This window comes from Dactylosporangium aurantiacum (assembly GCF_000716715.1).
GTDB lineage: Bacteria > Actinomycetota > Actinomycetes > Mycobacteriales > Micromonosporaceae > Dactylosporangium > Dactylosporangium aurantiacum.
The window spans coordinates 451840-477620 of the sequence record NZ_JNYJ01000007.1; the positions used below are offsets into that span (position 1 = coordinate 451840).

A 25781-nucleotide genomic window follows, 5' to 3' on the forward strand; every position below is an offset into this window, starting at 1 on the left:
ATTTCTCGCAAGGAGGCCAAGATGCGCGTCCGGTTCCTCGGCAAAGATCCCAACTCCCAGGGCGACAACTCGCCCACCCTGTTCGCCACCGACCGCACCGACCGCAAGACCTACATCGCGCAGGGATGGGTGGTCACCGACCCCCAGGCGCTGGCCGATGTTGGCCCTGTACCGGCAGGCGAGGCAATCGTTGAGATTCCCGAAGATGTCCTCAAGTTTTACCTGCGCAACCAGACCGGGGAGGAACACTGACCCGCCTCATCCAGCCTGGCGCTGAGTTCCGCCAGCTCTTTCACGAGTTCGAGCACACGGTCTACCGGCTGGAAACACGCAACGACTACGACGCCAGTTATGAGCAGGACTCGTTCCAGCGCTACCTGGCTGGCGACCCGGACGACATGCCGTGGATGCAGAGTTGGCTTGACCTGCTCCGCGACGCCGCCTCCCATGGTCGGCGCTTCACACGGGTGCGGATCGTCACCGTGCCGTTGACCGACTACAGCCGCTTTGGCGTCTGGTGCGCGCGACTCATGAACGAGGCCGGCGAGGACATCCGCTACGTCACGCGCGACGTCGCCGTTGCCGAGGAGCTGCCCACGCACGACTATTGGCTGTTCGACTCGCGCAAGCTGGTACGTATGCACTTCGACGACAGCAATCACTTCCTCGGCGGCGAGGTCATCGAGGACGATGCCGAGATCGTTCAGCACAATTACTGGCGGGATGCCGCTTGGCACCACGCCATCGAACGGGATGACTTTGCCGCCCAACAAGGCATCTGACGTTTCCAATGTCCAAGAGGCACGCAGTGCACTTGGCCAACGACTCCGCGAGCTGCGTCAACAGGCCGGGTTGAGCGGCCGGCGGCTCGCGGAGTCGTTGGCCTGGCCGCCGTCCAAAATCAGCAAGCTGGAGAATGGCCAGCAAACGCCGAGCGACGACGACATCCGCGGCTGGACACAGGCCACCGGCAGCGCCGACGAGGCTGAGGCGCTGTTGGTGTCGCTGCATACCCTTGAAGTCCAGCACGCCGAGTGGCGACGCCTGCTGCGGGGCGGATTTCGTCCTCGGCAGCACGAGCTATCGAAGCTCGACCAGCTAACGCGCCGCTTCCGTGTCTTCGAGGCCACGGTAATCCCCGGCTTGCTCCAAACGAGCGAGTACGCCCGCACCCGCTTCACCGAGACAGCCCGCAGGGTGAAGGGCGTGACCGACATCAACGAAGCTGTCCAGGCCCGCATGCAGCGGCAGGAGGTGCTCTACCAGCCGGACAAGCGCTTTCACTTTGTGCTGACCGAGGCCGCCTTACGCATGCGTCTCTGTCCTCCTGCGGTCATGCTCGGCCAGCTCGACCGCCTGATGTCCTTGGCGGCGTTGCCGAGCGTCCGGCTCGGCATCATCGGCTTCGACGCGCAGTACGGCGCTGCCGGCCCGTGGCACGGCTTCTGGCTCTACGACAACGACCGGGTGTTGGTGGAGACGTTTTCCGCCGTGCTCGACCTGCGACAGCAACAAGAGGTCGAGCTGTATGCGAACGCTTTTGCGCAACTCGCAGATATCGCCAGCTACGGCCGTGCTGCCCGAGCAGTCATAGCCAAGACGATCGACGAGTTGGCGCCAGAGGCTTTAGATGACCCTGGTAATTTCTGACGCATCGACACATCCACAATTTTGCGAGAAACATCGAGAAAGATTCTATCTCTCGACTATCTTCAGCCATACGCTCCAAAGCGAACCAACGAACGCCCATTCGTTGCGCGAAGGAGGACAGCGGTGAGCAGGCGTATGTATCCAAGCTGGTGCGTTGGCGTGGCTGAGGGCTGTGTTGACTGCCGGGGCCATCGGTCAGCAGCACTAGTTGTGCCGGGTGAGGATGTTTCCGGCATTGGCGCCACCGCAGCGTTGTGGTGCAGCAACAATGGGCAAGTGTTCGTCGAGCTGCGGCTGACCCACTTTCCCGAACTGGGCAGCACGCCGATCGCACCCCGCTACTACGTGGCCGAACCTGCCCAGCCGGGCCAACGTCTGCCGATCGAGGTGTCGCCGGCGGATTTGGCGCTACTCGAAGACGATGCAGACGACCGTCTCGACTTTCTGCCGCACGACTTCACCATTGAACAAGCCGCGCAGCTGTATGACGTGCTCGGCCAGTTGCTCGCATACGCCCAGCACACACCGATAGCAGTGCCGCAGCCAGTCTGATTCGCTGCCGCTGGCTACTCCAGTGGCAGCGCCACCAGCTCGGCTTGGTCGGCAGCGAAGACCTCCAGCCCGCCGCCGGCCCGCCGGACCTCCACCAGCGGCACGCCAGGCTGCATGCCTAGTGCTGCCCGTTCCGGTCGAGACGGCATCCGGGCAATGACGCTATCCCTTGGCCGCAAGCCAACCTCCGTCCGTATTGTTCGGGGTCGAACGATTGCGGCCTCACCGCGACGAGTGAGGATGAGTCCTTCTTCCCGCAGCACGGCCAGGGCGCGGCGCACCATCATGCGTCCGACCTCGAACTCGAAGCACAGCGCCGCTTCGGTTGGGAGCGTTGCGCCGGCGTAGTAAAAGTCCTGGTCGATGCGGTTGCGCAGGACGTCGGCGAGCTGTTGGTACTGGGCCTGGCCACTTTGAGGAGTTAGCACATAGCAAAGTATAGGGCCAGATGACTATATGGTAACAAGTGGCCTGCGCGTGGGTGGGTGACCTCGGTGCGAGGCGCCTATCCGTCCTGGGACTCAGTCAGCTGCGTCAAGCCCCGGGCTTGATAGAGAGTTGGTTATCTGGTTTCTAGGGTTGCGGTGACCGGTGGGTCATCACGTGTAGGGCTTCGTGTTCCGCGGGTGAGACGTGGCTGAGTTCGCGGTGCAGGCGCCGGGCTCTTCTGCATCCTGGCGGCTTCCGCAGCCCCGCGGCTGCGTTTGGACTACCCGAACCCGCAAGACCACCAACAAGACCCAGTTGCACAAAGAAATTGGCAGCCCCCGATCACGGCCGGGACCAGCATCACCGGCGGTTCGGTGGTGAGCGATGCGCATACAGGCCCTGTTATGCGGCGGCGGAAGTGCTCCGCCGCCGCATCGACCTGCGCTAGACGTCGGCCTCTGGCACGTCGGCCGTTGGCACGTCGTCTGGCTTCTGCTTGCCCAGGATGCGTACCGTGGTGCTGAGCTTGATCTCTGCGTCCTTGGGTCCTCGAAGGTGGGGGTGGATGTAGACGGGCCGTCGTAGTGTCCGGCCTGGTCCGTAGGGCTGGTCGCGCCAGTGCCCGGTTACCCAGACCCGGCTGGTGTACGCCCTGCTGCTTGCCGTCCGGGAGCTGCCGGTGTTGGTCGTGTGGTGGCTTCGGATGTGGATGATTCGCACGTCGGGTAGCGGGCGTTTCGCTCGTTCGTACTTCCTGCGGACGTTCTTGTCGATCGCCGCGGGTTCGGTTTCGGCGGCGCCTTGAGCGATGAGGAGCCAGGTTGTCAGGACCGGCGAGAGCGGGTGGTTCCCTCCTTCACCGAGATGCTGGCCGGGGTGCAGGGTCTGGTCGCGGATCGGGGCGAGCCAGCCGGCGTCGTCGCGGAGTGCCTGCATGGCTTCGTCCCGCAGGCCGCCTCCGATGGCGCGGTAGAGGACGATCCAGGTGGCGTTGTCGTGGCGTGTCCAACTGGCGGCGGTGATGCCGCGAGGTGCGATGGATCGGGACCAGATGAGCAGTCCGTCGTCGCACGGTGCGAGGTTGCTGGTGGCCGTGACAGCTGGAAGGTCGGGTGCGGCGGCTTCGGCCATGCCGGTGAAGTCGTCGTCCACCCAGTAGAGGCGTGCGCGGTCAAGTGAGTCGGCCAGGTCGGTCCGGCGAGACGGCACTGTCGTTGTCGCCGCCAGGCCGAGCGGGCCCCGGCAGAACCGGGCGAGACCGTCGCGGATGCGGGGTAGATGGCGAGCATCGAGGCTGAGGTCGGGCCATGCGGTGGTGGTGATGAGCGTTCGGCCGGGACGCCGGTCGGCGAGGAACCCGGCATGCAGCGCCCGGTATGCGGCACGGGCGACGGCGTCGCGGTGCAGGCCTGCTCGGCGCGCGGCTCGTTCAGCGGGCGCGCCGGCGCGGCCTGCTTCGATGTCGATGGTGCACGGCACGCACGCCGCCCAGACCGCGCCAAGGTCCTGTAGGAGGCCCTGCTCGCCGACGCCGAGGACGGCTACGTTGCCGCCCGTGATCGCCCACGCGGATTGTGGGTCGCCGCAGAAGTCGCAGACGCGCCGTACGGTGTCCAGGGTGCGAACCGGTGCCGGGACAGGCTGGTGCCCGTCGGTGTCGTAGTGCAGGGGGTGCCCGTACTCGCCGTTGAAGACGTTGAGCGGTACGAAGCACACAGCGCACGCCATCTCGTCGCGGACCGGCATCATGCGGTCACCCCAGGGCGGTTGTGGCGCACATCGCGCGGCCGGGCTCCGCGACGGTGTTGCCGGTCGGGCATGGTCATGCCGGGCGCGTAGATGATGTGCCGGTTTCCGCCCTGGTGCTTGGCGTGGTACATGGCGGTGTCGGCCCGGTGCAGGGCGACGTCTTCCAGGTGATCGGTGCTCTCGATGACGGCGACGCCGATGCTGGCCGTGACGGCGGTCGCGACCGGCCCGCTATTGGTGTCGACCTGGACGGGCCTGCCGACCGCCGAGACGAACGCGTCTGCGAGGCTGGCGATCTGCTGGTCGCCGACGGGCAGGAGGATGACGAACTCGTCTCCGGACAGTCGGGCGGCGGCACCGCCGTTGATCTCGCTGATCGAGCTGATCCGGTCTGCGACCTCCATGAGCAGCGTGTCGCCGCCGTCGTGGCCGTAGGTGTCGTTGACTGCTTTGAACCCGTCGAGGTCGAGGAGCATGACGATGAGCGGCTGCGGCTCAGGCGCGGCGAACCCGGAGTAGACGGCGTGCAGCCCGGTGCGGTTGAACAGTCCGGTGAGCGGGTCGTGGGCGAGCTGCCAGGCCGCGTCGGCGAGCTCGCGGTACACGCGGTTGAGGGCTGGCCGGGCGGCGAGGCGGCCGAGCCCGAAGCCGATGCTGAGGATCGCCGCGGCGATGGTGGCGATCACGAGGATCGTGATGAACACTGGGGTCTCCAATCCGGAGGAGACCCGGGACGCTCTCGTTGTCTAGGCGTTGCGTCCCGGGTTCTGTGGATACGACGACGGCCCGCCGCTGGCGGGCCGTTTGTTGCGGTTCTGCAGCTGGTGCTGGCGGCGTCCTCGAGGAACGAGGGTCAGTGGGCCGTTGCCGGCGCGGTCGTGCCGTCGAGGCTGTCGGCCGCCCCGACTCGGGCGGGATACCGTCCGGCGCTGACCCACCTGCCGTCGGGACCTCGATGGGGTTCGTCGGCGCGGGGCTGCCGGGCGAGGAGCTGGTCCGGCTCTCGCGGGCTGCCGGTGGGGCGGTACTCGTAGTCCTCGGAGACGACGCTGACGTAGTCGACGTCAGAGGCGTAGGGGACGTAGCTGCCGTGCAGGATCGTGCCGCCGAGCCGGTCGCAGCAGGCGACGGAGACCGGGTACCAGCCGCTGACAGCCAGAGTGACGCGGTGGCCGCAGGTCAGCGCCAGCGCGAACACGCACAGCCGGTGCAACTCCTTACCATCGATGGCTGGGCCGGTAGTCGGGCCGGTCATGACATCACCGCTGCGGCGGTGAGGCTGGCGCGCATGCGGCGCACGGCGCATCGGACGCTGTCGGGTTCGTTGTCCGCGTCGGTTGTCGGGTCCCAGTGGAGCTCCACGACGGTGGCGAAGAACGCGCCGTGCGGGGCCCAGCCGACCTGGATCGTGTACTGCTCGCTGCCGGGGTCAGGGTGTAGAGGCTCATGGCGTCTCCTCGACGTGAAGGGGCCGCGTCCCGTCGCCGGGTCGCGTGCCACGGGGGATGGGTTGGGTTACCTGCTCAGCCCGTGGAGGGTCAGATGTGCCTCTTTGAGGTGTCCGGCGGTCAGCTCTCCGTTCGCGCCGGCGGTGCTGAGGCTGTCGGTAAGGGCTCGCACGGCCGCGGCGGGCGCGGTGTCCAGCGCGTGGACGTTGCGCCTGTCGATGTGTTCGGCGGCGGCCTGGATGGTTTAGGTGAGGTGGGCCTGGATCAGGTTGAGGCCGCATATCAGCCTGGCCAGTTCCGTCCGGTCGTACTGGTCGGCGAGATGGGTGATGGTGTCGCTGAGGTGCTCGACGGCGAGCAGGATCACGTGCGTTGCGGCGGCGGTCTGCGCGGGGCTGAGCCCGAGTTCGTCGTGGAACAGGCGGGCGACGTTGCCGATGACGTCTCGGCTGTCGTTGTCCAGGCGCGGTGCGTCGGGCAGGAGGCCGAACCAGTCGGCGTCGGTCAGGTACCAGGAGGGTGCGAGCATGCTGTCCTCCCGTGGACATGCGAAAAGGGCGGCCACCGGTTGGTGGCCGCCTGCGACTGGGATATCGCGCCCTGGGATCGCGTCGAGGCGAGGGGCGTGTGGGGGTGTGCTGGACTGATGGTGGCGACGGCGGCCGACCGGAAGGTGGGCGCGATGCCGTCGCGGGGCGTCAGGTCAGCAGCACATGGGGAAAAGGGAGAACTTTTAGGCTAGCCGTGCAGCAGCGCCCGGAACCTGAGCTGTCAGGTTCGGTGTCCTGGCAGGACCTAACAGGCGGCTCGCGGTGTGCTGGCAATGCCGTTTCCGAAGCGGCGGCTGCGGGAGTGGGCGCGACTTTGCCGGGACTGAGGGCGGGACTGCATGACTGAGCCGCCGAACGGTACCGCTGTCAGGTCCCGCTACCTGGTTGAGCAGCGGGACCTGACAGCGGGATCTGACTGCGGGACTCGTCCGGGGCGGGCGTCCAGTTCTCGGTGTGTGTCTGTGGGACGGCGCTCCCTCGGCCACCGTCACGGGACTCGGATCGGGGGCCGTGCGCCTGGCAGGTCGGCCGATCTGTCGGTCGGGGGACCTGTCATCGCCGGGCTTCGCGAGCTCAAGCGACACCGCTATTTGCGGTCACCCGGCTCCACCTGCCGGAAGCGCCGCTAAGCTGGGGATGTCCGCTGGAGGCGGCGTGGGTTTGTTCGCGGCTCGCGCTGCGGCGGCTGCCGCCGTCGGCGGGCTAGTGCTCTGACCGGGAACGTTGGCCGGGTTGGGGTCAGGCTGCGCGGGTCGCGGGTTGGCCCCAGCGGCGTTGGCGTTCAGAGCGGATGCGGGCGCGTTCGCGGCGTTGGGCGGCAAGGACGTCGGGGTGGCGGGCGTTGGCGTTGCGCCACCGCAGGTAGGCGTGCAGTGCCTTGGTGGCGACGGCGTGGTTCGGGTGGTTCGACCCGGCGACAACGAACATGCGCAGCGGTCCGAAGTGCGCCTCGATCGGGTTCGCCCAGGATGAGTACGTCGGGGTGAAGCACAGCTCGACCCGGTTGCGGGTGGCCCAGGCCCGGATCGCCTTGCCCTTGTGCGCGGACAGGTTGTCCAGGATGACGTAGACCGGGGCGCCGTCGGGCCGGGCCCGGCGGATTGATCTGAGCGCGGCGAGGGTGTTCGCCGCGGACTTGCGGCGGTGGACCACGCCCCAGAGGGTGTCGGTGCCGATGCTGTAGCAGGCGTGGAACTGCCGCACGCCGTGCAGCTTGTGGTAGTTCGCGGGCAGTCGGTCCGGGTGCCCGGCCGGCGCCCAGCTCGCGCCGGGCTGCGGGCGGATCGTCAACGGTCCGAACTCGTCGAACGCGAACACCCGGTCCGCAAACGCGGCGGTGACTTCCTCGATCCGGGCGAGCTTGGCCTCGGCGTTCGGGTCGTTGGTCTCCTTCCACGTCTTCGTCCGCTGGAACGTAACGTCATGCTTGTGCAGGATCTCCCGGAGTCGTTCCCGGCCTACCGCGACCCGGCGCGGGCCAGGATTGTGGGCCAAGTAGTCGGCGAGCTTCCGTAGGCTCCACCGGGTGAACGGCTGACCAAGCGCTGCTGGTCGAGTTTTGGCCGTCGCGACGATGAACGCTTCATCGTCTTCACTGATCCGGCGGGGACGGCCACCCGCCCACTGAGGGTCCAGGCAGGCCAGGCCCATCTCGTTGAACCGGTGGATTACGTCCCGGACCGCGTCCTCGTCACCTTGGACGAGGCGGGCGATCGCCGGGACGGTGTTCCCGCTCGCTGAGGCCATGATGACCATCGCCCGCCGCCACCGGATCGGCGACCCGGTCCCACGCCGAACGATCTGCTGTAATCGCCGGCCCTCGTCATCAGTAAGCCGCCGCGCCCGGACAGGTTCCGCCATCCCGACAGCCTGAACCACCAACCAGCAGCGACCCGGGAACGTCGACCGGCGTGTCACCCAACCCGGCCAACGTTCCCGGTCAGAGCACTAGCAGCGGCGCAGCACCAGCACATCCTCGTGCGCGACCAGGTGCACTGGTACGCCTTCGGCGCGGGCTCTACGGACCGCCATCAGCCCGAACATGCTGGCCCGGTGCACGATCTGTCCGTCGCGGACCGCCGCGAGCATCGCGGCGCACCGCTCCACCGGGACCAGACCCACCGACTGCGCGACGGCGAGCAACTCGCCGGGCAGGTCGATCAGGTCGTCCCGCTGGCGTCGGACGGGACGGCAGGTGATGACGACGGTCCCGCCGGGACGCAGCAGCTGGTGGCTCGCGGCAAGGATCTCAGCGAAGCCATGGAGCAAGCGGGACCATCCCGCGTAGGCGAGGTTGCCTCGCTCCCGGTCCCCATAGACGTGGTCCCGCTTGCGTACCCCGGTACTCGTCGTCTGAACCAGCCCGTGAGTCCCGCGCCCGTACGGCGGCGAGGTGAGCACGAGCGCGACCCTGCCGACCGCGGATGCGGGCGCCAGCTCGAGGAGCCGGGTGGCGTCGCCGGTGAGCACCGTCGCCGTGCCGGCGGCGGCCTGCGACGCCGCCAGCGCCACGTTGGCCGCGGCCAAGGCGGTGAATCGCGGTTCGATGTCCACGCCGAGCCCTTCCCGGCCGAGGTGCATGGCCTCGACCAACGTGGTGCCCGATCCGCACATCGGATCGAGGACCAGGTCGCCGGGTGCGGTATAGGAGCTGATGGCGTGGGCTGCCAGGTTGGGCAGCATCTTGCCCGGGTGGCTGGACGACTCCGGCACGTACCGGCCCCGACGCTGGTCGCGGGACGCTTGCTGGCAGGTCAGCCACACGGAGGTGACCGGCAGGGTCTCAGTCATCGGCGGCTGCTGTCACGGTCATGCTGCGGGTCACGACCAGCACGTCGGTGTGGATGTCGAGACTGCTCTGCCGGCCACGCCGCGGCGGCCGGTCGGCTGCCACGATGTGTTGCAGGTAGGCCAACCCAGCCTGCTTCGCGGCGATGACCACGTCGACCGGCCAGACCGGGTCGCCGTGGGCCAGCAGCACCGCGACGCAGCCGCCAGGCAGGAGCTTGGCGTGGCACCGGGCGAAGAACTCGGCCGGCGTACCGGCGTCGGCATCGAGGGGCCAGCCGGTGACGATCAGCGCCGCCGCCTCCTTGCCCCAGCCGACCTGACGAGCCGCCTGCAGGTGACTGCGGCGGCTGGCGGCGATGATGGCCCGGGCCAGCTGCGGCCCGGCGGTGAGGTCGATGACCAGGTCGGTCGGGTGGGTGAGGTTGTGCACGAGGCGCACGCCCATGCCGTTGGACATGGTCTCGCCCCGGCGCGGGGCAGGAACCGGCCAGACGGTGATCGGCACGGGCGGGTCGCCGGGCACCACGTCCCCCACAGGGACGGGTGCACCGGGGCGGGTGTGGTTGGTCATGGGCACGTGGCCCCCGGACCGGCGGGCGTACTGACGATGCACAGTGCGCGTCTGTCAGGCCGATCGAACCCGCCCGGGTCCTGACAGACCCAGTCAGCCGCGTCCGTCTGACAGCCACAGCAGGGCCGGCTCGCGGGGGCAGACTCTGACACGACCTGGCACAACCTGCTGAGATCCAACAACCGCTCGTGGTGTCAGATCGTGATGCCCCAATCGAGGTCTCCGGGGCCTCCACGTGGAGGAGGCCCTGCTCGAAGGGACTTCACCATGGCAAACACTGCGAGGACGAACAGCACCACCACGGCGCTGACCACCGCCGAGACGGCGTTCGAGTTGCTGACGTGCGAACCGGCTCCGCTGGTATTCGACGCCCGCCCGGTACCGGGGCTGCCCAACCGGACGATGCCGCTCAACGAGCTGCGCAAGCTGATGCTGTTCGAGGACTACGACAGCGACACCACCGACGCGCTCTGGCGGCAGCTGGCCCACCACGCACGCGAATGGGGACCGGCCTGGGTCGTCGGCGCGATCGGCGTGGCGCTCCCCGCCCTCACCCACCTCGCGGCCAAGATCAGCCGAGGCAACGCCCGTCACGCCGACGACGTCGACTCCGAAGTCCTCGCCGCGTTCCTCTACGCCCTGCGCACCGCGGACCTGGAGCCGCCACGACTGTGGCTGCGGCTGTGCTGGGCGGCATGGCGGTCCGGGGTCGCCGTCGTCAAAGGCATCGACACCGAAGAGCTGCCGCTCGACCTCACCAGCGGCTCCCGGCTGCCGTCACTGCCCTACGGGCACCCCGACCTGTTGCTCGGTCGGGCCGCAGCCGGCGGCGTCATCTCCGCCGAGGCCGCCGAGCTGATCAGCGCAACCCGGTTCGGTGACGCGCTGATCGAGCAGCTGGCAGCCGAGCAGGGCGTGACCGCGTCGGCGCTGCGGATGCGCCGCCGCCGCGCCGAGCACGCTGTCGCCGCCGCCGTCCGACGGGGGGACCTGTCCGGTCCGGACCGCGCGACCACGCGCCGTACCACCGCCACGGCGGTATAGACCGGCGCATTTCCTCACCCTGAAGGTCGCCCCGGCACGCGCCGGGGCGGCCTTCGCCATATCCGCTCCCACCCTGGCTACCAGCCGCATCCAACGCCACGCGCTGGCACGCCCCTGCTCTTCTCATACGGCATGTTGCGCGACCCGGCGGTGCAGCGCGCCAACTTCGGCCGCGAGTTCACCGGCCGCGACGACGAGCTGCCCGGCTACGCCGTGACGATGCTGGAGATCACGGACCCTGACGTCGTCGCTCTCAGCGGCGAGACCCGCCGCCCGATGGTCGTGCGGACCGGCGACAGCACCGACCGCGTGCCGGGGGTCGTGTTCGAGGTAACCGACGATGAGCTGACTGCCGCCGACGGGTACGAGGTCGACTACTGCGGCACCGGTGGCGCTGGACAGCACCGTGAGCCGCCGGGACCGGGCGTTGCGCGCCCTGTTGCCGCAGTCGACCGTGCACCCGGTAACGACGGTGAACACCCCCGATGCCGGTGCCGTCGGCCGTGTACGCCCCGACACGGCCGAGCCGCGCACCGGCCGGCAGGGTGGTGAGGACCCGCCGTCCGCCGGTGGCCACGCTCAGCAGGCCCGGCGCGACGGCCCGCAGCCGGGCGAGCGCGTCGCGGGTCTGGCTCTTCGCCGTGCCGACCCGGCACCTGAGCATGTCGCCGCCTCCGGGTTTGCAGGGGTGCCGGGTTAGCGGGGCGTCTGCGGGGTCGCCGGGAAGGCGGGGCCGTGGCCCGGCACCACGACGTCGGCGACCGCGAGGACCCGGGCCCGGCCCACGTGCAGCGCCTCCAGATCGGTGGCGCGGTCGTCGCTGACCGAGGTGGCGGTCCACCACAGGTGGGTGAAGGCGATCACCCCGCCCGCGGTGCCGACGAGGGTGGTGATGTCCTGCGGGGTGTGCCCCGGGGTGCGGATCAGCCGGATCGACGCGGTCAGCTCGAACCCCTCGGCGTCGCGGTCGTCCCACCGGTCGCCCTGGTACACCGCCCAATGGTCATGGAAGCGCGCATTGGGGAACAACGCGGCGTTGAGGGTGTGGTCCGGATGGTGGTGGCTGAAGACGACGTCGGTGATCGACGCCGGGTCGACGCCGAGCCCGGCCAGCGGGTCGAGAATCAACGACCGGTCCCGGACCATGCCGGGGTCGGTGACGAGCAGGACGTCGCCGTCCCGGACGAACCCGACGGTCGAGGCGACGCCGTCGCCCGCGTACCCGGTGTGCAGCAGCTCGTAGGTGGCGGTGGCCGCCCTGGGGTGATCACTCATGCCACCAGCGTCGCCGGTCGCGCGCCGCCCGGCGAGACGCACAGCGGCGGCTCACCGCAAGATTCACTCCACCGGCGGCTTGCGCTCAAGCGAGGTCGAGCTCACAGCCTCCGCGGCATGACCTACGTGATCGCGTTGCCCTGCGTGGACCTGATGGACAAGGCCTGCGTCGACGAGTGCCCGATAGACTGCATATACGAGGGCGACCGGATGCTCTACATCCAGCCCGACGAGTGCACCGAGTGCGGCGCCTGCGAGCCGGTGTGCCCGGTCGAGGCGATCTACTACGAGGACGACCTTCCCGCCGAGTTCAGCGTGTTCACCGCCGTCAACGCCGAGTTCTTCGCCACGGTCGGCTCCCCTAGTAGTGCTGTCAGGCCGTGACAGACGCGAGCGGAGTTCATCTCGCCTGACAGCCGAGATCTGGGCGGTGCATGTCATCTACGGCATGCCCGCCCGGTGGGAAATGCCCGGCGAGGCCAGGTCCGGCACGACAGGCGCGGCGTACTGACACCCGCAATCCCTTCGCAACTCGCAAGGGAGGAGCGCCCCCACCGGACCAACTGACCTTCGCCCGGTCCCACCGCGGCGGCCCACATCCCTGTGGAGCGCCGCAATGCACACGACTCTCTCCGTACTGGCCGACCTCGCCGCTGCCGCGCCGCAGCCGCTGGCGGCCCCGAAAACCCTCCCGGAGGTCATCTCCGGCATCACCGGCTGGGTGATGGGCATCATCGCGGTCGTCGCGACGATGTTCCTGGTCATCGCCGGCCTGCGCTACATGGCCGCCGGAGGCGACCCCGCCCAGGTCGAACAGGCCAAGGGCAACTTCAAGTCCGCGCTGATCGGCTACGCGCTGGCGGTCCTGTCCCCGGTGGTCCTGCAGGTCCTGCAGGGCATCCTCGGCGGCTGAGGCTATTCGTCATGATCGACTGGCTGATGAACGGGCTGGTCAGCTGGCTCGCCGAGCAATTACAAGACATGCTCGGCGGGCTGCTGGCCTTCCTCACCTCCAGCATCTTCCTGTCGCCGGACGTCACCGTCCTGCCGCAGGTGACCACGATCGCGGGCAAAGCCTCGCTGGTCGTCAACGCCTGCTACATCCTGGCGATCCTCGCCGTGGGCATCGCCACGATGGTCGGCGGCTCGGCCGAGATGCGATACAACATCAAAGACCTCGTGCCCCGCCTGGTCGTTGGCGCGGTCCTGTCGAACTTTGCCCTACCGCTGTGCGGCGTGCTCATCGAGATCGCCAACAGCCTCACGGTGTCGATGGTCGGCACGGCCGCACCAACCACGGAGGCGGTCACCATGGCCCGCACCCGCGTGATCGCCGCATCCAGCGACGCCTCCAACGCGGTGCTCGCTGTGATCATCGGCCTGCTGATCGTCGGCCTGATGTTCACCCTCGTCACCGGTTGCATCGTGCGAGTCGGCGTCCTGGTGATCCTGGCCGGCATCGGACCGGTCGCGATGGCCTGCTACAGCCTGCCGTGGACGCAGGGTGTGGCACAGCTGTGGTGGCGAAGCCTGCTGGGCTGCCTCGGTACCGCGACGCTGCAGGCCATCACGTTCTCCACCGGCATCCAGCTAATCACCGATCCAAACGCTAACCTGCCCACGCTGCTCTTGCTGCCCGGCTCAGACGTGATGAACCTGCTGCTCATCGCCGTCTTGCTGTGGGCCACGATCAAGATCCCCGGCATGATGCGGAAGTTCGCGGCGCGGCAGGGCCAGACAACCAACGTGGCTGGGATCATCCTGCGGTCGGTGCTCATCCAGAGCGTCACCAGTCGTCTGCCGCTCGGCCGCGCCGTGCAAGGTCGACGATGACCGACGACACCACACCTCGCGCCGTGGTCCCGGCCAACGTCAACGAGCCGGACCGCATCGCGTTCGGACTCACGTTCCGGCAACTCGCGATCATCGGCGGCGTCGGCCTCGGCGGGTTCGCCGTCTACCGCACCTTCGGTCACCTGCTCCCGCCGGTCGTCTGGATCGTCGCCGGGATCGTCGGGTGCTGCGTCGCTGTTGTGGTCGCCCTCGGCCGCCGTGACGGCCTGCCGCTGGACGTATGGCTCCGGCACGGGGTCGCGCTGTCCCGCAGCCCGAGCACCCTCACACCCGGCGCAGCCCGGGCCACCTCGGTCGCGGTCGTGGCCGGCAAACCGAGCATCCCGGCGCCGCTGCGCTCGCCGGTCACCTCCGTCAGCTCGACCGGAGTCCTGACCAGCGAAGACAGCAAGAAGGTGCTCATCGCCTGCGGCACCACCAACATCCACCTGCGCACCGGCGGCGAGCAGGGCGCACTCCTGGACGGGTTCGGCCGGTTCCTCAACTCGCTGACCGGCCCGGCACAGATCGTCGTCGCCGCCCAGCGGCACGACCTCACCGCCCATGCGCAGGCGATCGCCGACAACGCGCCGCGCCTGCCGCACCCGGCGCTGCAGGCCGCCGCCGACGACTACGCCGAATTCCTCCTCAACCTCGACACCGAGCGAGATCCGTTGCGCCGGCAGGTCCTCGCCGTCGTCACCGGCGAGCACGTCGCCGACACCGCGGTCCGTGCCCTGTCCGGGCTCGGCGTCGAGGCCGTCGCCCTGGACGGCCCGGCGGTCACCTCAGCGCTCGCCAACGCGGTCGATCCCTACTCCCCGGCGGTGCCTGGCCCGCGAGCGGTGCCCGGAACCCCGATCACCCTACGGAGTCCCACGTGAGCCTGTTGCGACACAAGAAGAAGAGTGCCGAGGCCGGGGAGGGCATGCCCTCCCCGGCCTCGATGTCGGTCACCCCGTGGCACATCCAGGTCGGCGACGGATACGCCGCCACCTACGCCGTGTGCGGATATCCCGCCGAGGTCGGCCCGGCGTGGCTAGACCCGCTGCTGTCCTACCCAGGACGCGTGGACGTCGCCGTGCATGTGGACCCGGTGGCCCCGCAGCTGGCCGCGCCGATGCTCAAGCGGCAGCGAGCCCGCCTCGAATCGTCCCGGCGGCTCGACGCCGACCGGGGCCGGCTGGGCGATCCGCTGGTCGACGCGGCGGCAGCCGACGCCGCCGACCTCGCCGAACGCGTCGCCCGTGGCGCGGTGAAGCTGTTCGACACCGGCGTCTACGTCACCGTCCACGGACGCGACCTGCAGGAGCTGCGCACCGTCACCGCGGGCGTGAAGTCGGCCGCTGCGTCGGTGCTGCTGGATCTGCAACCGGCGACGTTCCGCCACCAGCAGGGCTGGGTGGCCACCCTGCCGCTCGGTGTGGACCCGCTGCGGATGCGCCGCATCCTCGACACCACCGCGCTGGCCGCAGCGTTCCCGCTCGCCTCGGCCGACCTCGCCGCCCCGCCCCCGGGTGTTGTCGTCCCGCCCGAGGGCGTGCTCTACGGGGTCAACACCACGTCCAACGGCGTCGTCATCTGGAACCGGTGGGCGCAGGACAACCACAACTCGGTCGTGCTGGCCAGGTCGGGCGCGGGCAAGAGCTACTTCGTCAAGTTGGAAGTCTTGCGCAACCTCTACCAGGACACCGGCGTCTCGGTCATCGACCCCGAGGACGAGTACGCGCCGCTGGCGGAGCATGTCGGCGGCACGGTGATCCAGCTCGGCCGGCCGGGCGTCCGGGTCAACCCGTTCGACCTGCCCGCCGACAACCGAGCGGATACACGGGCCGGCACACGGGCGGACACGCTGACCCGGCGCGGGTTGTACCTGCACACACTGATCGCGGTCATGCTCGGCGCGACACCGCCGCCGAACGAGAAGGCCGCGCTCGACCGGGCGATCACCGCCACCTACGCGGCGGCGGGGATCAACGCCGACCCGGCCACCTGGACCAGGCCCGCGCCGCTGCTACGGGACCTCGCCGACACCCTCGCCGCCGACGACGACCCAGCCGCCGTGCAGCTCGCCGCCCGCCTGGCACCGTGGACCCGGGGGAACTTCGCCAGCCTGTTCGACGGGCCGACCACCACGAACCCGCGCGGGCACCTCGTGGTCTGGTCGCTGCGGCACCTGCCCGACGAGCTGCGCACGGTCGGGACGCTGCTCGCGCTCGACTCGGTCTGGTCGGGCATCGACACGCCGGCTACCGGCGCTCGCCGGCGCCGGCAGCTCGTCGTGGTCGACGAAGCGTGGCTGCTGATGCGCGACGGCGAGGGCGCGCGGTTCTTGTTCCGGATGGCGAAGGCAGCCCGGAAGCGGTCGGCCGGCCTGTGCGTCATCACCCAGGACGCGGCCGACGTGCTGTCGACCGACCTCGGCCTCGCCGTGGTGTCCAACGCCGCGACCCAGGTGTTGATGCGGCAGAGCACCCAGTCCATCGACGCGGTGTCCGAAGCGTTCAACCTCACCGCCGGTGAGTCGCGGCTGCTGCTGTCGGCGCCGCGCGGCGAGGGCCTGCTCGTCGCGGGCCGCTCCCGCATCCCCTTCCGCAGCGTCGGCTCAGCGGCCGAGCACAAGCTCGCCGTCACCGGGATCGGTGAGGCCGAATGACGACCACACCGACCTGGCCTGGCGACCTCTGGTACTGGATCGCCGCACGACCGTGGCTCGGGTTGATCGCTGCCGCCGCGGTCGTGGGTGCGGTCTTCGGCCATGACCAGCTCCTCGCCTGGCGGCACAAGCGGTTCACGGCCGGGGCACGGTGGCTGACCATCGCCGCCCCGCCCGCGGTCACCCCGGAGTCGGCCGCCGCGTTCTGGACCACCCTCACCGGCGTCCTGACACCCGCGGTGTGGCGGCGACGCGTCTACGGCACCCCGCACGTGGCGTGGGAATACACCTGGACTGGCCGCGCCCTTACGATCCGCGTCTGGGTGCCTGGCACCGTGCCGCCCGGCGCGGTCGAGGCCGCCGTCCGCGCAGCCTGGCCAGCCGCGACCCTCACCACGCAGGAAGCCACCGCGCCGATCCCGGCCACCGTCGGTGACGAGGTCGGCGGAGCGCACTGGCCGCAGCACACCGACGTGCTGCCGCTGCGCACCGAGCACGACGCCGACCCGCTGCGGGCGCTACTGGCCGCCGGAGCCGAAGTCCACCACCGCGAGCACGCCTGTGTGCAGATCCTCGCCCGCCCCGCCTCCGCACGGCGGGTGCGGGCGGCTCGGCGGGCGGCAGCGGCCAGCAGCCAACCCCATGCGCGGTCCGACCTGGCCGGCCGCGCCGTGTCAGGGGCGGCCCGGCTGGCCATCGAGCCGCTGCTGTGGATGCTGGAGGTGTTCATCCCCGGCCCGTCCCGGACGCGCCCCACCGCGTCCAGCACGGCGGCACGGGCGGGGGAGCGTGACCCGGTCGCCACCGCTGATGCCCGCACGCTGGTCGACAAGGCGGTCAAGGTGCCGCACTACGAGATCGCCGTCCGGTTCGCGGTCGCCGCCGACGCGGACAAGCACCCGCCAGACGCCGAACGGGCCACACAGATCCACGAACGGCTCGTCGGGCTCGGGCACACGATCGCCTCGGCCGCCGCCACCTACACCGGCCCGAACCGGCTGCGGCGCATGAAGATGCCCGCGCCGGTCGCCACCGTGGCCGGGCGCAGGCTGCGACGCGGGTTCCTGGCCACCGTGCCGGAGCTCGCGGCCCTCGCCGCGCTCCCGCAGGACCTCGCCGTGCCGGGACTCGACCGGGCTCGAGCCAAAGCGATGCCCGCGCCGGTGCAGGTGCCCGCCGGCGGCCGGGGCGTGAAGGTGCTCGGCCGCTCGCAGATCGGCCACCACAGCGTCGGGCTGCACGTCACCGACGCCCGCCAACACGTGCACGTGATCGGCAAGACCGGCGTCGGGAAGTCCACCCTGCTACTGAACATGATCCTCGGCGACATCAACGCCAGGCGCGGCACGGTGGTCATCGACCCGCGCGGAGACCTGATCACCGACATCCTCGACCGGCTACCCGCCTCCCACGCGAAACGCATCGTGATCATCGACCCGGCCCAGGAGAACCCTGGATGCTTCAACCCCCTCGATGACCGCGGCGACCCGCACCTGGCGGTCGACAACCTCGTCGGCATCTTCGCGAAGATCTTCCAGGGCCAGTGGGGTCCGCGCATGGACGACACCATGCGTGTGACGTGCCTGACGCTGATGCGGCACGCGAAGCCGACGTTGAGCCTCGTCCCGTCGCTGTTGCAGGACCGGGAGTTCCGGGCCAGGTTCACCCACGGCCTGGACGACCCGGACGGGCTCGGCGGGTTCTGGCTCTGGTACGACGGCATCAACGAGCAGTTCCGGGGCCAGGTCATCGCCCCGGTGCTGGCGCGGCTCCGGGCGTTCCTCCTCAGGGACTTCGTCAAGAGCGTGATCGGCAATGCGCACAGCTCGTTCGATATGGGCAAGATCCTCGACGGTGGTGTGCTGCTGTGCCGGCTGCCGAAAGGCGCCCTGGGGGAGGAGACCAGCCGCATCCTCGGCTCGCTGATCGTCGCCCAGGTGTGGCAGGCCGCCATCGCACGGGCGAACATCCCCGAAGACCAGCGCAAAGACGCCACGTTGTACGTGGACGAGTGCCAGAACTTCCTGACGCTGCCCGGCAGCGTGGGCGACATGCTGGCCGAGGCCCGAGGGTTCCGGCTCGGCCTCGTCCTGGCCCACCAGGACCTGGCGCAGCTGCCGAAGGACGTCGCCGCGGCGGTGTCGGCCAACGCGCGTAGCAAGCTCTACTTCAACGTCGACCCGGGCGACGCGCGGGAACTGTCCCGGCACACCAAACCGGAGCTGGACGAGCACGACCTCGCCCACCTCGACATCTACACCGCCGCCGCCCGACTGCTGGTCGGCAACCGAGAGCTGCCCACCTTCACGTTCGTCACCAACCCGCCGGTTTCGGTCGTCGGTGAGGCCACCGCGATCCGGCAGGCATGCGCCGCCGCGCACGCCACCGCCACGACCGAGCCGCCGATGCAGCAGCTCGCCCGCACGGCGATGCAACGGCGGATGGCCGAACGCACACGCTGACCGGTCACCTCGCCCTGCCGCCTCGTGCGGGGCCTCGGCCGGGTGCTGCATCGGGGGCTCGTCTGGGGGTGTCTGCGACACGAGACCGCAGACGAGCCCCATCCGCTAGCCCTGTCAGGTCGCTGAGCTGCTCATACCCGACCTGCCAGCGGGCCGAAATCAAGATCAACATATCCAGACTCCCTACCGGGACTCTCTCTGCAGGGGTGAACCCGCCTATGCCGCAATCGCGTGCTGCTGGCCTGCTGGCCATCTATCCCCACATCACCAGCCGTGACCGTCGCCTGCTCCAGCTCCTCGACGACCACCAGGTCCTCACCACCGACCAGATCCACCGCATGCTGTTCTCCGCCCGGCGCACCTGCCAGATCCGGCTCAGCGAGCTTCGAGCTCTCGGGCTGCTGGATCGGTTCCGGTTCTCCCGCGACGGAGGCGGCAGCCAGCCGTGGCACTGGGTGCTCGGCCACCACGGCCACCGGTTCCAGGCAGCCGTCCACGACCGGGCCGAGCCCACCAGCCGTTCGAGCCGGCAGCTCGTACAGCGCCTGTCGGCCAACCCGAACCTGACACACCTGCTCACGGCCAACGAGTTCTTCGTCCGGCTGACCACCCACGCTCGCCAGCACGCCGCGACACGGCTCGATCGGTGGTGGTCGGAGACGGCCACCACTAAGCAGTACCGGACCGTCACCGCTGACGGGCACGGACTGTGGAGCGTCGACGGCACCACTGTGGGGTTCTTCCTGGAGGCGGACACCGGCAGCGAACCGCTCGGGCGGGTGGTCGCCAAGCTCGACCGGTACGCCGCGCTGATCCGCCGCGGCGGCCCCCGATACCCGGTGCTGTTCTGGCTCGGCAGCCACCAGCGCGAGGAACACCTCCACCAGCTGCTGCGCAGCCGGCGCGGCGAAGTTCCGACCGCGACGGCCACCCACGACACAGAACCGGCCGCAGCAGTCTGGCTCCCTGCTGGCAGCACCCGCCGAGTCCGGCTCGTGGACCTTTCAAGCGATCACGGTCAACCGGTGGCGGACAACCCCAACTACGACGACGACGGCGTCTTCGTCCTCTGACAGAGCCTTGCAGCCGCCGGGGCCATTCCTGTCAGCACAGGTCAAGAGCGTGATCGCGGTTCCTGACAGCGGTGGCGGTGTCAGGTCGCGCAACTACGGTGCAGCTTCCTCTCTTTTCCTTGCTCGCACCGCCGCCCGTCTGTCCTCCCGGACCTGCCTCGCGCTGACGCGATCACCCAGAGCCCACCTCCGGTCGGCTCGTGATCCTCGCCCGCGCCTCCACGGCAGCCTCCCGGCCCAGGCGCCGCGATCCGGTGGCACCACCAGCAACCACCCAACGCCCACCCCGCTCGAAGGGAGCACCCCACCATGCCCACCAACACGCCGCTTGCCACCCAGATCGTCACCGTCTGCTTCGACGCCGGCGCCGACGCCGACTGGTTCGCCGCCAGCGAGAAGGTCAACGACCTCCTCAACGCCAACGGCACCCCGGCGCGCCGCTTCCACGTCCGCCACCGCGCCATCATCGGCTGGCTCTCCCGCTTCTTCGGCTACTACCTGCTCGACGCCGCACGCAGGTTCGGCGCGATCACCCTGGCCGCCGGAGGCCGCAAGAGCCGCCTCGACCTGACCGGCACCGCCGCCAAGGCCGCCCACCAGGCAAGCCAGCGCTGGCGGGCGTTCAACGCCCACATCGCCACCACCACTCGTCCGGCCCGCGCCTGGGAGGACTTCCTCGCCCAGCACCACGCCGATCCCGCCAAGGTCAGCCTCGCCGAAGCCCGGCGCCGCTTCGAGCAGCAGCCGCGCATCCTCGCGATGCTCGCCTACGCCCACGGCCACACCTTCGACCCCTACGAGCTGGCCGCCTACCAAGCCGGAGAGGCCACCTACGCCGGTCTGCACTGGCGCATCGCCATCATCGGCGACGCACTGATCACCACTGATGACCGCCTCCTCGAACCCGCCAGCGACTCGATGGCCGACAAGTTCCGCTTCCTCAACGAAGCGTGCACCTACCTGCGTGGCCTGAACTCCAGCGCACGCATATGCGCCATCACCATCGCCTAACCGCCACCCACCCCGACCCCCGAAGGCCGGTCGCAGCCCAGCTGCGACCGGCCTTCGCCATGCCCACCCCTCACCACACAGGAGGAACCGTGCCGCACCTCGACGACGCCATCGGCCGCTGGATCGCCACCGCCACCGGCCGCACCCTCGACCAGCACGCCACCGACCCCGTCCCCGCCGCCGCCCACCTCCCCGAAGCCGCGCACACCCTGCGCGGCGCCCGCGCCGAACTCCTGCTCGCCGTCGACCGGCTCCGGACCCTGCTCATCAACGAGGAAGACCTGACCGGCTCGGACGGCAGCTTCGCCGGCCAACTCATCACGGTCAACGAGCGCGCCAACGAATACCGGAACGCCCGCAACTCAGTCGACCTGCTCATCGAAGATCAGGCCCGCACCGAGTATGCCGACGCGAACCCGGCGCGCCCGCTGCGCCGGCGCTACGTCAACCCCGGCGACACAGTCCTCGTCGTCCTGCCCCACACCGACTCCTGCCGCGCCCGGCACCTCGCCGGACGGACCGCCCGCATCCACGTCGGCGCCTCCTATGCCGACGTGAGCCTGCCGGGCGGCAAGCCGGTGCGGGTGCCGCACATCGACGCCGGGATCTACCCTGACCCGACCGACGGCGGGATCTACGTCCTGCAGTCCACCGACGATGCAGCCATCCAGGCCGACACCAGGGCAAGGCGCATCGCGGAGGCACTGCTCACCGAGGCCATCGCCCGCATCCGCCGCCGATACCCGACCGCCGTCATGGCCTACCTCAACCACCCCCATCTCGGCGAGCTGGACGACGGCGACGACATCATCCTGTGGAACCTCACCGGCGCCGGTGAACAGCTGTGGCCCGACGAAAACGGCGAGGTCTTCCAGAGCGCTGACGAGCCCGGCGAGCGGTTCTGGCTTGACGACCGCGACGGCGATCCCTACGCCGAACTCGCCGAAATCAACCGCCTGCTCACCGCCGTGTACCGCGAGCGCGGAGCCGAGCTGTTCGAGCCCGGCGAGCTCGGCGGCGGCTGGGAACTGCCCCTCGACCGGCCGTAGCCGCACCAGCACACACCACCCGACAAGTCCGCAACGGCCACCGACCGCTGACCTACCGGCAGCCACGACCGCCATCCATACCCGCCATCCATCCCCCTCGAGGCGACCAGCAGCCACCAACGGCAGCGCACCAGCTCCACGCGCCTGCCGCGTTCTCGGCTGCCCGCGGTCCGGCGCACCACAAGCGCGGCACCGCACGGTGCCGGGCTACCGACCAGTTCCCAAGGAGGGAACCCCATGGAACACCTGTCCCTGACGCCTGCCACGCAGGCGATCCTCGACGCCCTGACCGAACTCGGGCAGGGCAACGTCCACGAACTGGCCGACAAGGCTGGCAAGGCCCGGTCGACCACCGACAAGGCGATCAAGACCCTCGCCGACGCCGGACTGATCGTCGCGGTCGACACCGACGCCGACCCGGCTGAAGGCACCCCCACCCGGTGGACGCTGGCCAACCCGGCCGACGACATCGAGGCCCAGCCCGACTACCCGGCCGACACTGTCGACGTCGACAGCGATTTCGGCGACGCGGACCACGCCGGCGGTGACGAGTACGCCGATCCCGACCCGGACGCGGACTTCCCGACAGATCAGCTGGACGCCGAGTACGCCTCCGACGACCACGGCGGCAGCCAGGAGCTGACGGGCCACTCCGACGACGCCATCGATGGCAACGGCGGCTCCTACGACCAGGACGCCGCCAACGACGGCGACGACCAGGACGAAGGCGGCACCTACGAAGCCGACACGGACGACGGCGACAGCGACGACACCGAAGCAGACGGCGACGGAGCCGATACCGACGGAGCCGACACCGGCGACGCGGACACCGGCGACGCGGGGGAGGAAAACGCGAGCGGGTCGACGGCCGTCCAGCCGAGTCGCCCGGGCGACCGCAAGGTCATGGCGATCAAGGCAGTCCTGGGCGACTACGGCGACGACGGCGCGACCCTCGACGTCATCGTCCAGGAGAGCGGCATCGGCATCGCGACCGCCACCCGGCTGCTGGTCGCGATGGAGCAGGCGAACGCCGCTCGCCGCCTGCCGCAGGAGGCGGGCAACAGCACGCCGGAGCGGTGGATCGCCGGGCCGACCAAGGCCAGCGAGGTCGACCCGAACCCGGCGCCGGCGCGCTGCCCGCTGTGCTTCCAGGTCATCCGTGGCCTGGCGGACGCGTCGAGCGCCGCGACGGCGGTGCTGCCCCTGGTCCGGCCCGACGGCACGCTGCACGTCGTCGCCTCCGACGGAACCACCCACGTCGTCACCCTGCCCAAGCAGACGCCTCCGCGTCCCCAGGGCGCCACGACGACCGTCAGCCGCCGCACCGACTCGACCGCCAACGGCGACGGCAACCAGCCGTTCGGCCGCGGCGAGCTGGAGCGGCTGACGTTCGAGTACCTCGCCGCCCGCCCGGGCGAGCCGCTGACCCCGCAGGAGATCGCGACCGGAATCGGCGCAGCGCTCGGCCGGACGGTCAGCTCCGGTGCGGTGCGCAACAACTGCACCAAGCTCGGCTCCACCGGCCGCGTGGTCCTCGTCTCCGACGCGCCGCTGACGTTCACCTTCCCGAAGACGGACGACGCCGAGCAGTCCTGATCCACCGGCACAACCCATCCCTCGCGGGGGCCGAGCCGAATAGCTCGGCCCCCGCGCCGTATTGAGAGGAGCACCCCGTGGCACACGAACTCGAGACGTTCACCGACGGCACCACCGCCTTCGCCAGCGCCCGGGTGTCGGCCTGGCACCAGCTCGGCACCGTCACCCAGAACACGATGAAGGCCGAAGAGATCATGGCCGCCGCCAAGCTCGGCGACTGGGGCGTGCGCACCATCCGCACGGTCGGCATCGACATCGTCAACGGCGTCGAGGTCCAGATCCCCGCCGACGACAAGCGCATGACCGTGCGCCGCAACCCCGTCACCGGCCAGACCGAGTATCTGGGCGTCGTCGGCACCGACTACACCGTGGTCCAGAACGAGCAGTGCGCCGAACTGCTGGACCGCCTCGTGGACCAGACCGGCGGCGCCCACTTCGAGACGGCCGGCAGCCTGCGCAAGGGCAAGAGCGTGTTCGTGACCATGAAGCTGCCCGACTCCATGCAAATCGCCGGGGTGGACCGCATGGACCTCTACCTGATCGGCACCACCAGCCACGACGGCACGACCGCGCTGCGCGTGGACGCCAGCCCGATCCGCGTGGTGTGCGCCAACACCCAGCGCGCCGCCTTCGCCCACGCCGTCGGCCACTACACCTTCCGGCACACCAGCCAGGTCACCTCCCAGATCAGCCAGGCCCGCGAGGCGCTCGGCCTGATGTGGAAGTACATGGAGACGTTCGAGAAGGCCGCCGAGCGAATGCTCAACGAGCCGCTGACCGCGGGCACGTTCGAGAAGGTCGTCGGCCAGGTGTGGCCGGTCAAGGACAACGCCTCGGACGTCACCAAGAACAACGCCAAGCAGCGCCTCGGCACGCTCAAGTACCTGATCCGCGAGGCCGACACCCAGAAGGCGATCCGCGGCACCCGGTGGGCCGGATACCAGGCCATCACCGAGTACCTCGACCACTACCAGCCCGCCAAGGACGACACCGCCCGCGCCAACCGGGTGCTGACCGGCAACGTCGGCGACCTCAAGCTGGCGGCCTTCGACCTGCTGACGGTCTGACCACCATTTCCCCTCAGTCGGGGGCGGCGGCATGATCGCCGCCCCCGGTCCGTGAGAACGGAGGAACCCGCCGATGGACCGGCACATCCGCCATCCGCGCGACGCCAGGCAGTCAGTGTGCGGCATACCCGCCGCCGACGTCGGGCGATGGGAGACCGAACAGCCGCCCCGCGTCGAGCACACGTGCGAGGACTGCCACACCCTGCTGCCCGAGGCCGCCCGGCCCGACGACGCGAACCACCCGCCCGGCGACGCCAGCCTCATCGACACATTGCGCCGCATCGTCACCGAGCACCAGCACGCCAAGATCGACGGAGTCCTCGTCGACGTGTGGTCGGCCAGCGTCACCGTGCTCATCTGGGACCGGCTCAACGACAAACACCGGCAGCGGCTACTGACCCTGCCATCGCACGAGCTGATCCTGCGATGCATCGCGGTCTACACCCGCCTCACCTCCCCGCGAGGTGACCGGTGACCGCGCCGCAATGGTTCCACTTCGGGCCATGGACATTCTCCATCGACGCCGCCGACGCGCTGATCGCCGCAAGACCACGCGGCATCCAGCGCATCGACGTCGCGACGTGGGCCGAGGCATACGGCCTGACCCACCTCGACGAACACGACCGGCGCGGAGTCAGTCTCATCGGCCCGGCCAGCGACAGCTTCAATCGCGCATACGCCATGACCACCGATCTGGCCGAGCCCGTCATCGTCGCCACTATCGCCCTCAACGGTCAGACGCCAGTGCCGCTGCTCATCGACGGGACACACCGCCTCTACCGGGCCTGGCGCGAAGGCGTCGCCGAGCTGCCCGCCTACCTGCTCACCGTCGACGAAACCCGCCAGGTCCAGCACCATGCGCTCCTCGGACCGGGCCGCACCCGCATCACGCCGCCGCCGCACTGACGACGGCCGACCCCCTCGCACGCCTCGCACGCCCGCCCACAGCTGGCGACCTGCGAGGCGTTTCTCATG

Annotated in this window: 28 protein-coding genes; 19 read left to right on the top strand and 9 right to left on the bottom strand. The window is 69.7% G+C overall.

Going from position 1 to position 25781, the window contains the following annotated elements; translation table 11 throughout:
• The first annotated feature begins 21 nt into the window (after window positions 1–21).
• The 4 genes from OP18_RS10765 to OP18_RS10780 all read left to right on the top strand — a co-directional run bounded on the left by OP18_RS10765 (window position 22) and on the right by OP18_RS10780 (window position 2202).
• On the top strand, window positions 22–252 hold the full coding sequence (locus tag OP18_RS10765) for a hypothetical protein (RefSeq protein ID WP_033358564.1): 231 nt from the start codon (window positions 22–24) through the stop codon (window positions 250–252).
• Window positions 253–320: 68 nt separating this feature from the next.
• On the top strand, window positions 321–782 hold the full coding sequence (locus tag OP18_RS10770) for a DUF6879 family protein (RefSeq protein WP_342668883.1): 462 nt from the start codon (window positions 321–323) through the stop codon (window positions 780–782).
• On the top strand, window positions 724–1650 hold the full coding sequence (locus OP18_RS10775; protein ID WP_211273488.1) for a helix-turn-helix domain-containing protein: 927 nt from the start codon (window positions 724–726) through the stop codon (window positions 1648–1650). The genes OP18_RS10770 and OP18_RS10775 overlap by 59 nt, the downstream gene beginning before the upstream one ends.
• Before the next feature lie 276 nt (window positions 1651–1926).
• Window positions 1927–2202 carry a hypothetical protein gene (locus OP18_RS10780; RefSeq protein WP_033358567.1) on the top strand — a complete coding sequence of 92 codons (276 nt, stop codon included), beginning with the start codon at window positions 1927–1929 and terminating at the stop codon, window positions 2200–2202.
• A 14-nt stretch (window positions 2203–2216) separates the two neighbouring features.
• Here the strand turns inward: OP18_RS10780 and OP18_RS10785 are convergent, their stop codons facing one another.
• The 8 genes from OP18_RS10785 to OP18_RS10825 form a co-directional block, all read right to left on the bottom strand.
• On the bottom strand, window positions 2217–2630 hold the full coding sequence (locus tag OP18_RS10785; RefSeq protein WP_052386498.1) for a GntR family transcriptional regulator: 414 nt from the start codon (window positions 2628–2630) through the stop codon (window positions 2217–2219).
• 445 nt (window positions 2631–3075) lie between these two features.
• Window positions 3076–4380: a hypothetical protein gene (locus OP18_RS10790; protein ID WP_033358568.1), complete on the bottom strand. Its 1305-nt coding sequence runs from the start codon at window positions 4378–4380 to the stop codon at window positions 3076–3078.
• The gene (locus OP18_RS10795) at window positions 4377–5084 is read right to left on the bottom strand and encodes a GGDEF domain-containing protein (RefSeq protein WP_052386499.1); all 708 of its coding nucleotides are present in this window, start codon (window positions 5082–5084) and stop codon (window positions 4377–4379) included. Before OP18_RS10795 ends, OP18_RS10790 begins: the two co-directional genes overlap by 4 nt.
• A 149-nt stretch (window positions 5085–5233) precedes the next feature.
• Entirely contained in the window at window positions 5234–5635 is a 402-nt protein-coding gene (locus OP18_RS10800; RefSeq protein ID WP_156089419.1) for a hypothetical protein, read from the bottom strand.
• Window positions 5636–6072: 437 nt separating this feature from the next.
• Window positions 6073–6357, bottom strand: coding sequence for a hypothetical protein (locus tag OP18_RS10810; RefSeq protein WP_033358571.1), 285 nt, complete (start codon window positions 6355–6357; stop codon window positions 6073–6075).
• Between the two features lie 760 nt (window positions 6358–7117).
• Window positions 7118–8239: an IS630 family transposase gene (locus tag OP18_RS10815; protein ID WP_033358704.1), complete on the bottom strand. Its 1122-nt coding sequence runs from the start codon at window positions 8237–8239 to the stop codon at window positions 7118–7120.
• Window positions 8240–8326: 87 nt separating this feature from the next.
• Window positions 8327–9169 carry a TRM11 family SAM-dependent methyltransferase gene (locus OP18_RS10820; protein ID WP_033358572.1) on the bottom strand — a complete coding sequence of 281 codons (843 nt, stop codon included), beginning with the start codon at window positions 9167–9169 and terminating at the stop codon, window positions 8327–8329.
• Window positions 9162–9704 (bottom strand): hypothetical protein, encoded by a 543-nt coding sequence (locus tag OP18_RS10825; RefSeq protein WP_245635324.1) that lies wholly within the window; start codon window positions 9702–9704, stop codon window positions 9162–9164. Before OP18_RS10825 ends, OP18_RS10820 begins: the two co-directional genes overlap by 8 nt.
• Window positions 9705–10007: 303 nt before the next feature.
• On the opposite strand from OP18_RS10825, the gene OP18_RS10830 reads away from it, so the two are divergent.
• Window positions 10008–10784: a hypothetical protein gene (locus OP18_RS10830; protein ID WP_052386500.1), complete on the top strand. Its 777-nt coding sequence runs from the start codon at window positions 10008–10010 to the stop codon at window positions 10782–10784.
• A 132-nt stretch (window positions 10785–10916) separates the two neighbouring features.
• A complete protein-coding gene (locus OP18_RS62485; RefSeq protein ID WP_156089420.1) occupies window positions 10917–11336 on the top strand; it encodes a hypothetical protein in 420 nt (139 codons plus the stop codon).
• Window positions 11337–11480: 144 nt separating this feature from the next.
• Here OP18_RS62485 and OP18_RS10840 read toward each other — a convergent pair whose 3' ends face one another.
• Complete coding sequence (locus OP18_RS10840) at window positions 11481–12059, bottom strand: MBL fold metallo-hydrolase (RefSeq protein WP_033358573.1); 579 nt, start codon at window positions 12057–12059, stop codon at window positions 11481–11483.
• A gap of 117 nt (window positions 12060–12176) precedes the next feature.
• Here OP18_RS10840 and fdxA point away from each other — a divergent pair, with 117 nt between their 5' ends.
• The 13 genes from fdxA to OP18_RS10905 all read left to right on the top strand — a co-directional run bounded on the left by fdxA (window position 12177) and on the right by OP18_RS10905 (window position 25712).
• A complete protein-coding gene (gene fdxA, locus OP18_RS10845; RefSeq protein ID WP_052386501.1) occupies window positions 12177–12443 on the top strand; it encodes a ferredoxin in 267 nt (88 codons plus the stop codon).
• A gap of 232 nt (window positions 12444–12675) precedes the next feature.
• Window positions 12676–12972 carry a pilin gene (locus OP18_RS10850; protein ID WP_033358574.1) on the top strand — a complete coding sequence of 99 codons (297 nt, stop codon included), beginning with the start codon at window positions 12676–12678 and terminating at the stop codon, window positions 12970–12972.
• A gap of 11 nt (window positions 12973–12983) precedes the next feature.
• Window positions 12984–13892: a conjugal transfer protein TrbL family protein gene (locus OP18_RS10855; RefSeq protein ID WP_033358575.1), complete on the top strand. Its 909-nt coding sequence runs from the start codon at window positions 12984–12986 to the stop codon at window positions 13890–13892.
• On the top strand, window positions 13889–14776 hold the full coding sequence (locus OP18_RS10860) for a PrgI family protein (protein WP_033358576.1): 888 nt from the start codon (window positions 13889–13891) through the stop codon (window positions 14774–14776). Before OP18_RS10855 ends, OP18_RS10860 begins: the two co-directional genes overlap by 4 nt.
• Window positions 14777–14820: 44 nt before the next feature.
• On the top strand, window positions 14821–16548 hold the full coding sequence (locus OP18_RS10865; protein WP_033358709.1) for a VirB4 family type IV secretion system protein: 1728 nt from the start codon (window positions 14821–14823) through the stop codon (window positions 16546–16548).
• On the top strand, window positions 16545–19010 hold the full coding sequence (locus OP18_RS10870) for a type IV secretory system conjugative DNA transfer family protein (protein ID WP_033358577.1): 2466 nt from the start codon (window positions 16545–16547) through the stop codon (window positions 19008–19010). The genes OP18_RS10865 and OP18_RS10870 overlap by 4 nt, the downstream gene beginning before the upstream one ends.
• Window positions 19011–19228: 218 nt before the next feature.
• The gene (locus tag OP18_RS54425; protein WP_033358578.1) at window positions 19229–20083 is read left to right on the top strand and encodes a replication-relaxation family protein; all 855 of its coding nucleotides are present in this window, start codon (window positions 19229–19231) and stop codon (window positions 20081–20083) included.
• A gap of 309 nt (window positions 20084–20392) precedes the next feature.
• Entirely contained in the window at window positions 20393–21094 is a 702-nt protein-coding gene (locus tag OP18_RS10880) for a hypothetical protein (RefSeq protein WP_033358579.1), read from the top strand.
• 89 nt (window positions 21095–21183) lie between these two features.
• Window positions 21184–22143, top strand: coding sequence for a hypothetical protein (locus OP18_RS60465; RefSeq protein ID WP_063745471.1), 960 nt, complete (start codon window positions 21184–21186; stop codon window positions 22141–22143).
• Between the two features lie 237 nt (window positions 22144–22380).
• Window positions 22381–23739 carry a MarR family winged helix-turn-helix transcriptional regulator gene (locus tag OP18_RS10890; RefSeq protein WP_033358580.1) on the top strand — a complete coding sequence of 453 codons (1359 nt, stop codon included), beginning with the start codon at window positions 22381–22383 and terminating at the stop codon, window positions 23737–23739.
• Between the two features lie 77 nt (window positions 23740–23816).
• On the top strand, window positions 23817–24806 hold the full coding sequence (locus OP18_RS10895) for a DUF932 domain-containing protein (protein ID WP_033358581.1): 990 nt from the start codon (window positions 23817–23819) through the stop codon (window positions 24804–24806).
• A 73-nt stretch (window positions 24807–24879) separates the two neighbouring features.
• The gene (locus OP18_RS10900; RefSeq protein ID WP_033358582.1) at window positions 24880–25281 is read left to right on the top strand and encodes a hypothetical protein; all 402 of its coding nucleotides are present in this window, start codon (window positions 24880–24882) and stop codon (window positions 25279–25281) included.
• Entirely contained in the window at window positions 25278–25712 is a 435-nt protein-coding gene (locus OP18_RS10905; protein WP_033358583.1) for a hypothetical protein, read from the top strand. The genes OP18_RS10900 and OP18_RS10905 overlap by 4 nt, the downstream gene beginning before the upstream one ends.
• Window positions 25713–25781 lie beyond the last annotated feature (69 nt).

Bases quoted from the DNA above. Each gene is read 5' to 3' on its own strand.
- OP18_RS10870 (WP_033358577.1), top strand. From the start codon at position 16,545: ATGACGACCACACCGACCTGGCCTGGCGACCTCTGGTACTGGATCGCC.
- OP18_RS10840 (WP_033358573.1), bottom strand. From the start codon at position 12,059: ATGAGTGATCACCCCAGGGCGGCCACCGCCACCTACGAGCTGCTGCAC.
- OP18_RS10800 (WP_156089419.1), bottom strand. From the start codon at position 5,635: ATGACCGGCCCGACTACCGGCCCAGCCATCGATGGTAAGGAGTTGCAC.
- OP18_RS54425 (WP_033358578.1), top strand. From the start codon at position 19,229: ATGCCGCAATCGCGTGCTGCTGGCCTGCTGGCCATCTATCCCCACATC.
- OP18_RS10855 (WP_033358575.1), top strand. From the start codon at position 12,984: ATGATCGACTGGCTGATGAACGGGCTGGTCAGCTGGCTCGCCGAGCAA.
- OP18_RS10790 (WP_033358568.1), bottom strand. From the start codon at position 4,380: ATGATGCCGGTCCGCGACGAGATGGCGTGCGCTGTGTGCTTCGTACCG.
- fdxA (WP_052386501.1), top strand. From the start codon at position 12,177: ATGACCTACGTGATCGCGTTGCCCTGCGTGGACCTGATGGACAAGGCC.
- OP18_RS10850 (WP_033358574.1), top strand. From the start codon at position 12,676: ATGCACACGACTCTCTCCGTACTGGCCGACCTCGCCGCTGCCGCGCCG.
- OP18_RS10880 (WP_033358579.1), top strand. From the start codon at position 20,393: ATGCCCACCAACACGCCGCTTGCCACCCAGATCGTCACCGTCTGCTTC.
- OP18_RS10900 (WP_033358582.1), top strand. From the start codon at position 24,880: ATGGACCGGCACATCCGCCATCCGCGCGACGCCAGGCAGTCAGTGTGC.
- OP18_RS10815 (WP_033358704.1), bottom strand. From the start codon at position 8,239: ATGGCGGAACCTGTCCGGGCGCGGCGGCTTACTGATGACGAGGGCCGG.
- OP18_RS10830 (WP_052386500.1), top strand. From the start codon at position 10,008: ATGGCAAACACTGCGAGGACGAACAGCACCACCACGGCGCTGACCACC.
- OP18_RS10890 (WP_033358580.1), top strand. From the start codon at position 22,381: ATGGAACACCTGTCCCTGACGCCTGCCACGCAGGCGATCCTCGACGCC.
- OP18_RS10820 (WP_033358572.1), bottom strand. From the start codon at position 9,169: ATGACTGAGACCCTGCCGGTCACCTCCGTGTGGCTGACCTGCCAGCAA.
- OP18_RS10765 (WP_033358564.1), top strand. From the start codon at position 22: ATGCGCGTCCGGTTCCTCGGCAAAGATCCCAACTCCCAGGGCGACAAC.
- OP18_RS10865 (WP_033358709.1), top strand. From the start codon at position 14,821: ATGCCCTCCCCGGCCTCGATGTCGGTCACCCCGTGGCACATCCAGGTC.
- OP18_RS62485 (WP_156089420.1), top strand. From the start codon at position 10,917: ATGTTGCGCGACCCGGCGGTGCAGCGCGCCAACTTCGGCCGCGAGTTC.
- OP18_RS10860 (WP_033358576.1), top strand. From the start codon at position 13,889: ATGACCGACGACACCACACCTCGCGCCGTGGTCCCGGCCAACGTCAAC.
- OP18_RS10810 (WP_033358571.1), bottom strand. From the start codon at position 6,357: ATGCTCGCACCCTCCTGGTACCTGACCGACGCCGACTGGTTCGGCCTC.
- OP18_RS10775 (WP_211273488.1), top strand. From the start codon at position 724: ATGCCGCTTGGCACCACGCCATCGAACGGGATGACTTTGCCGCCCAAC.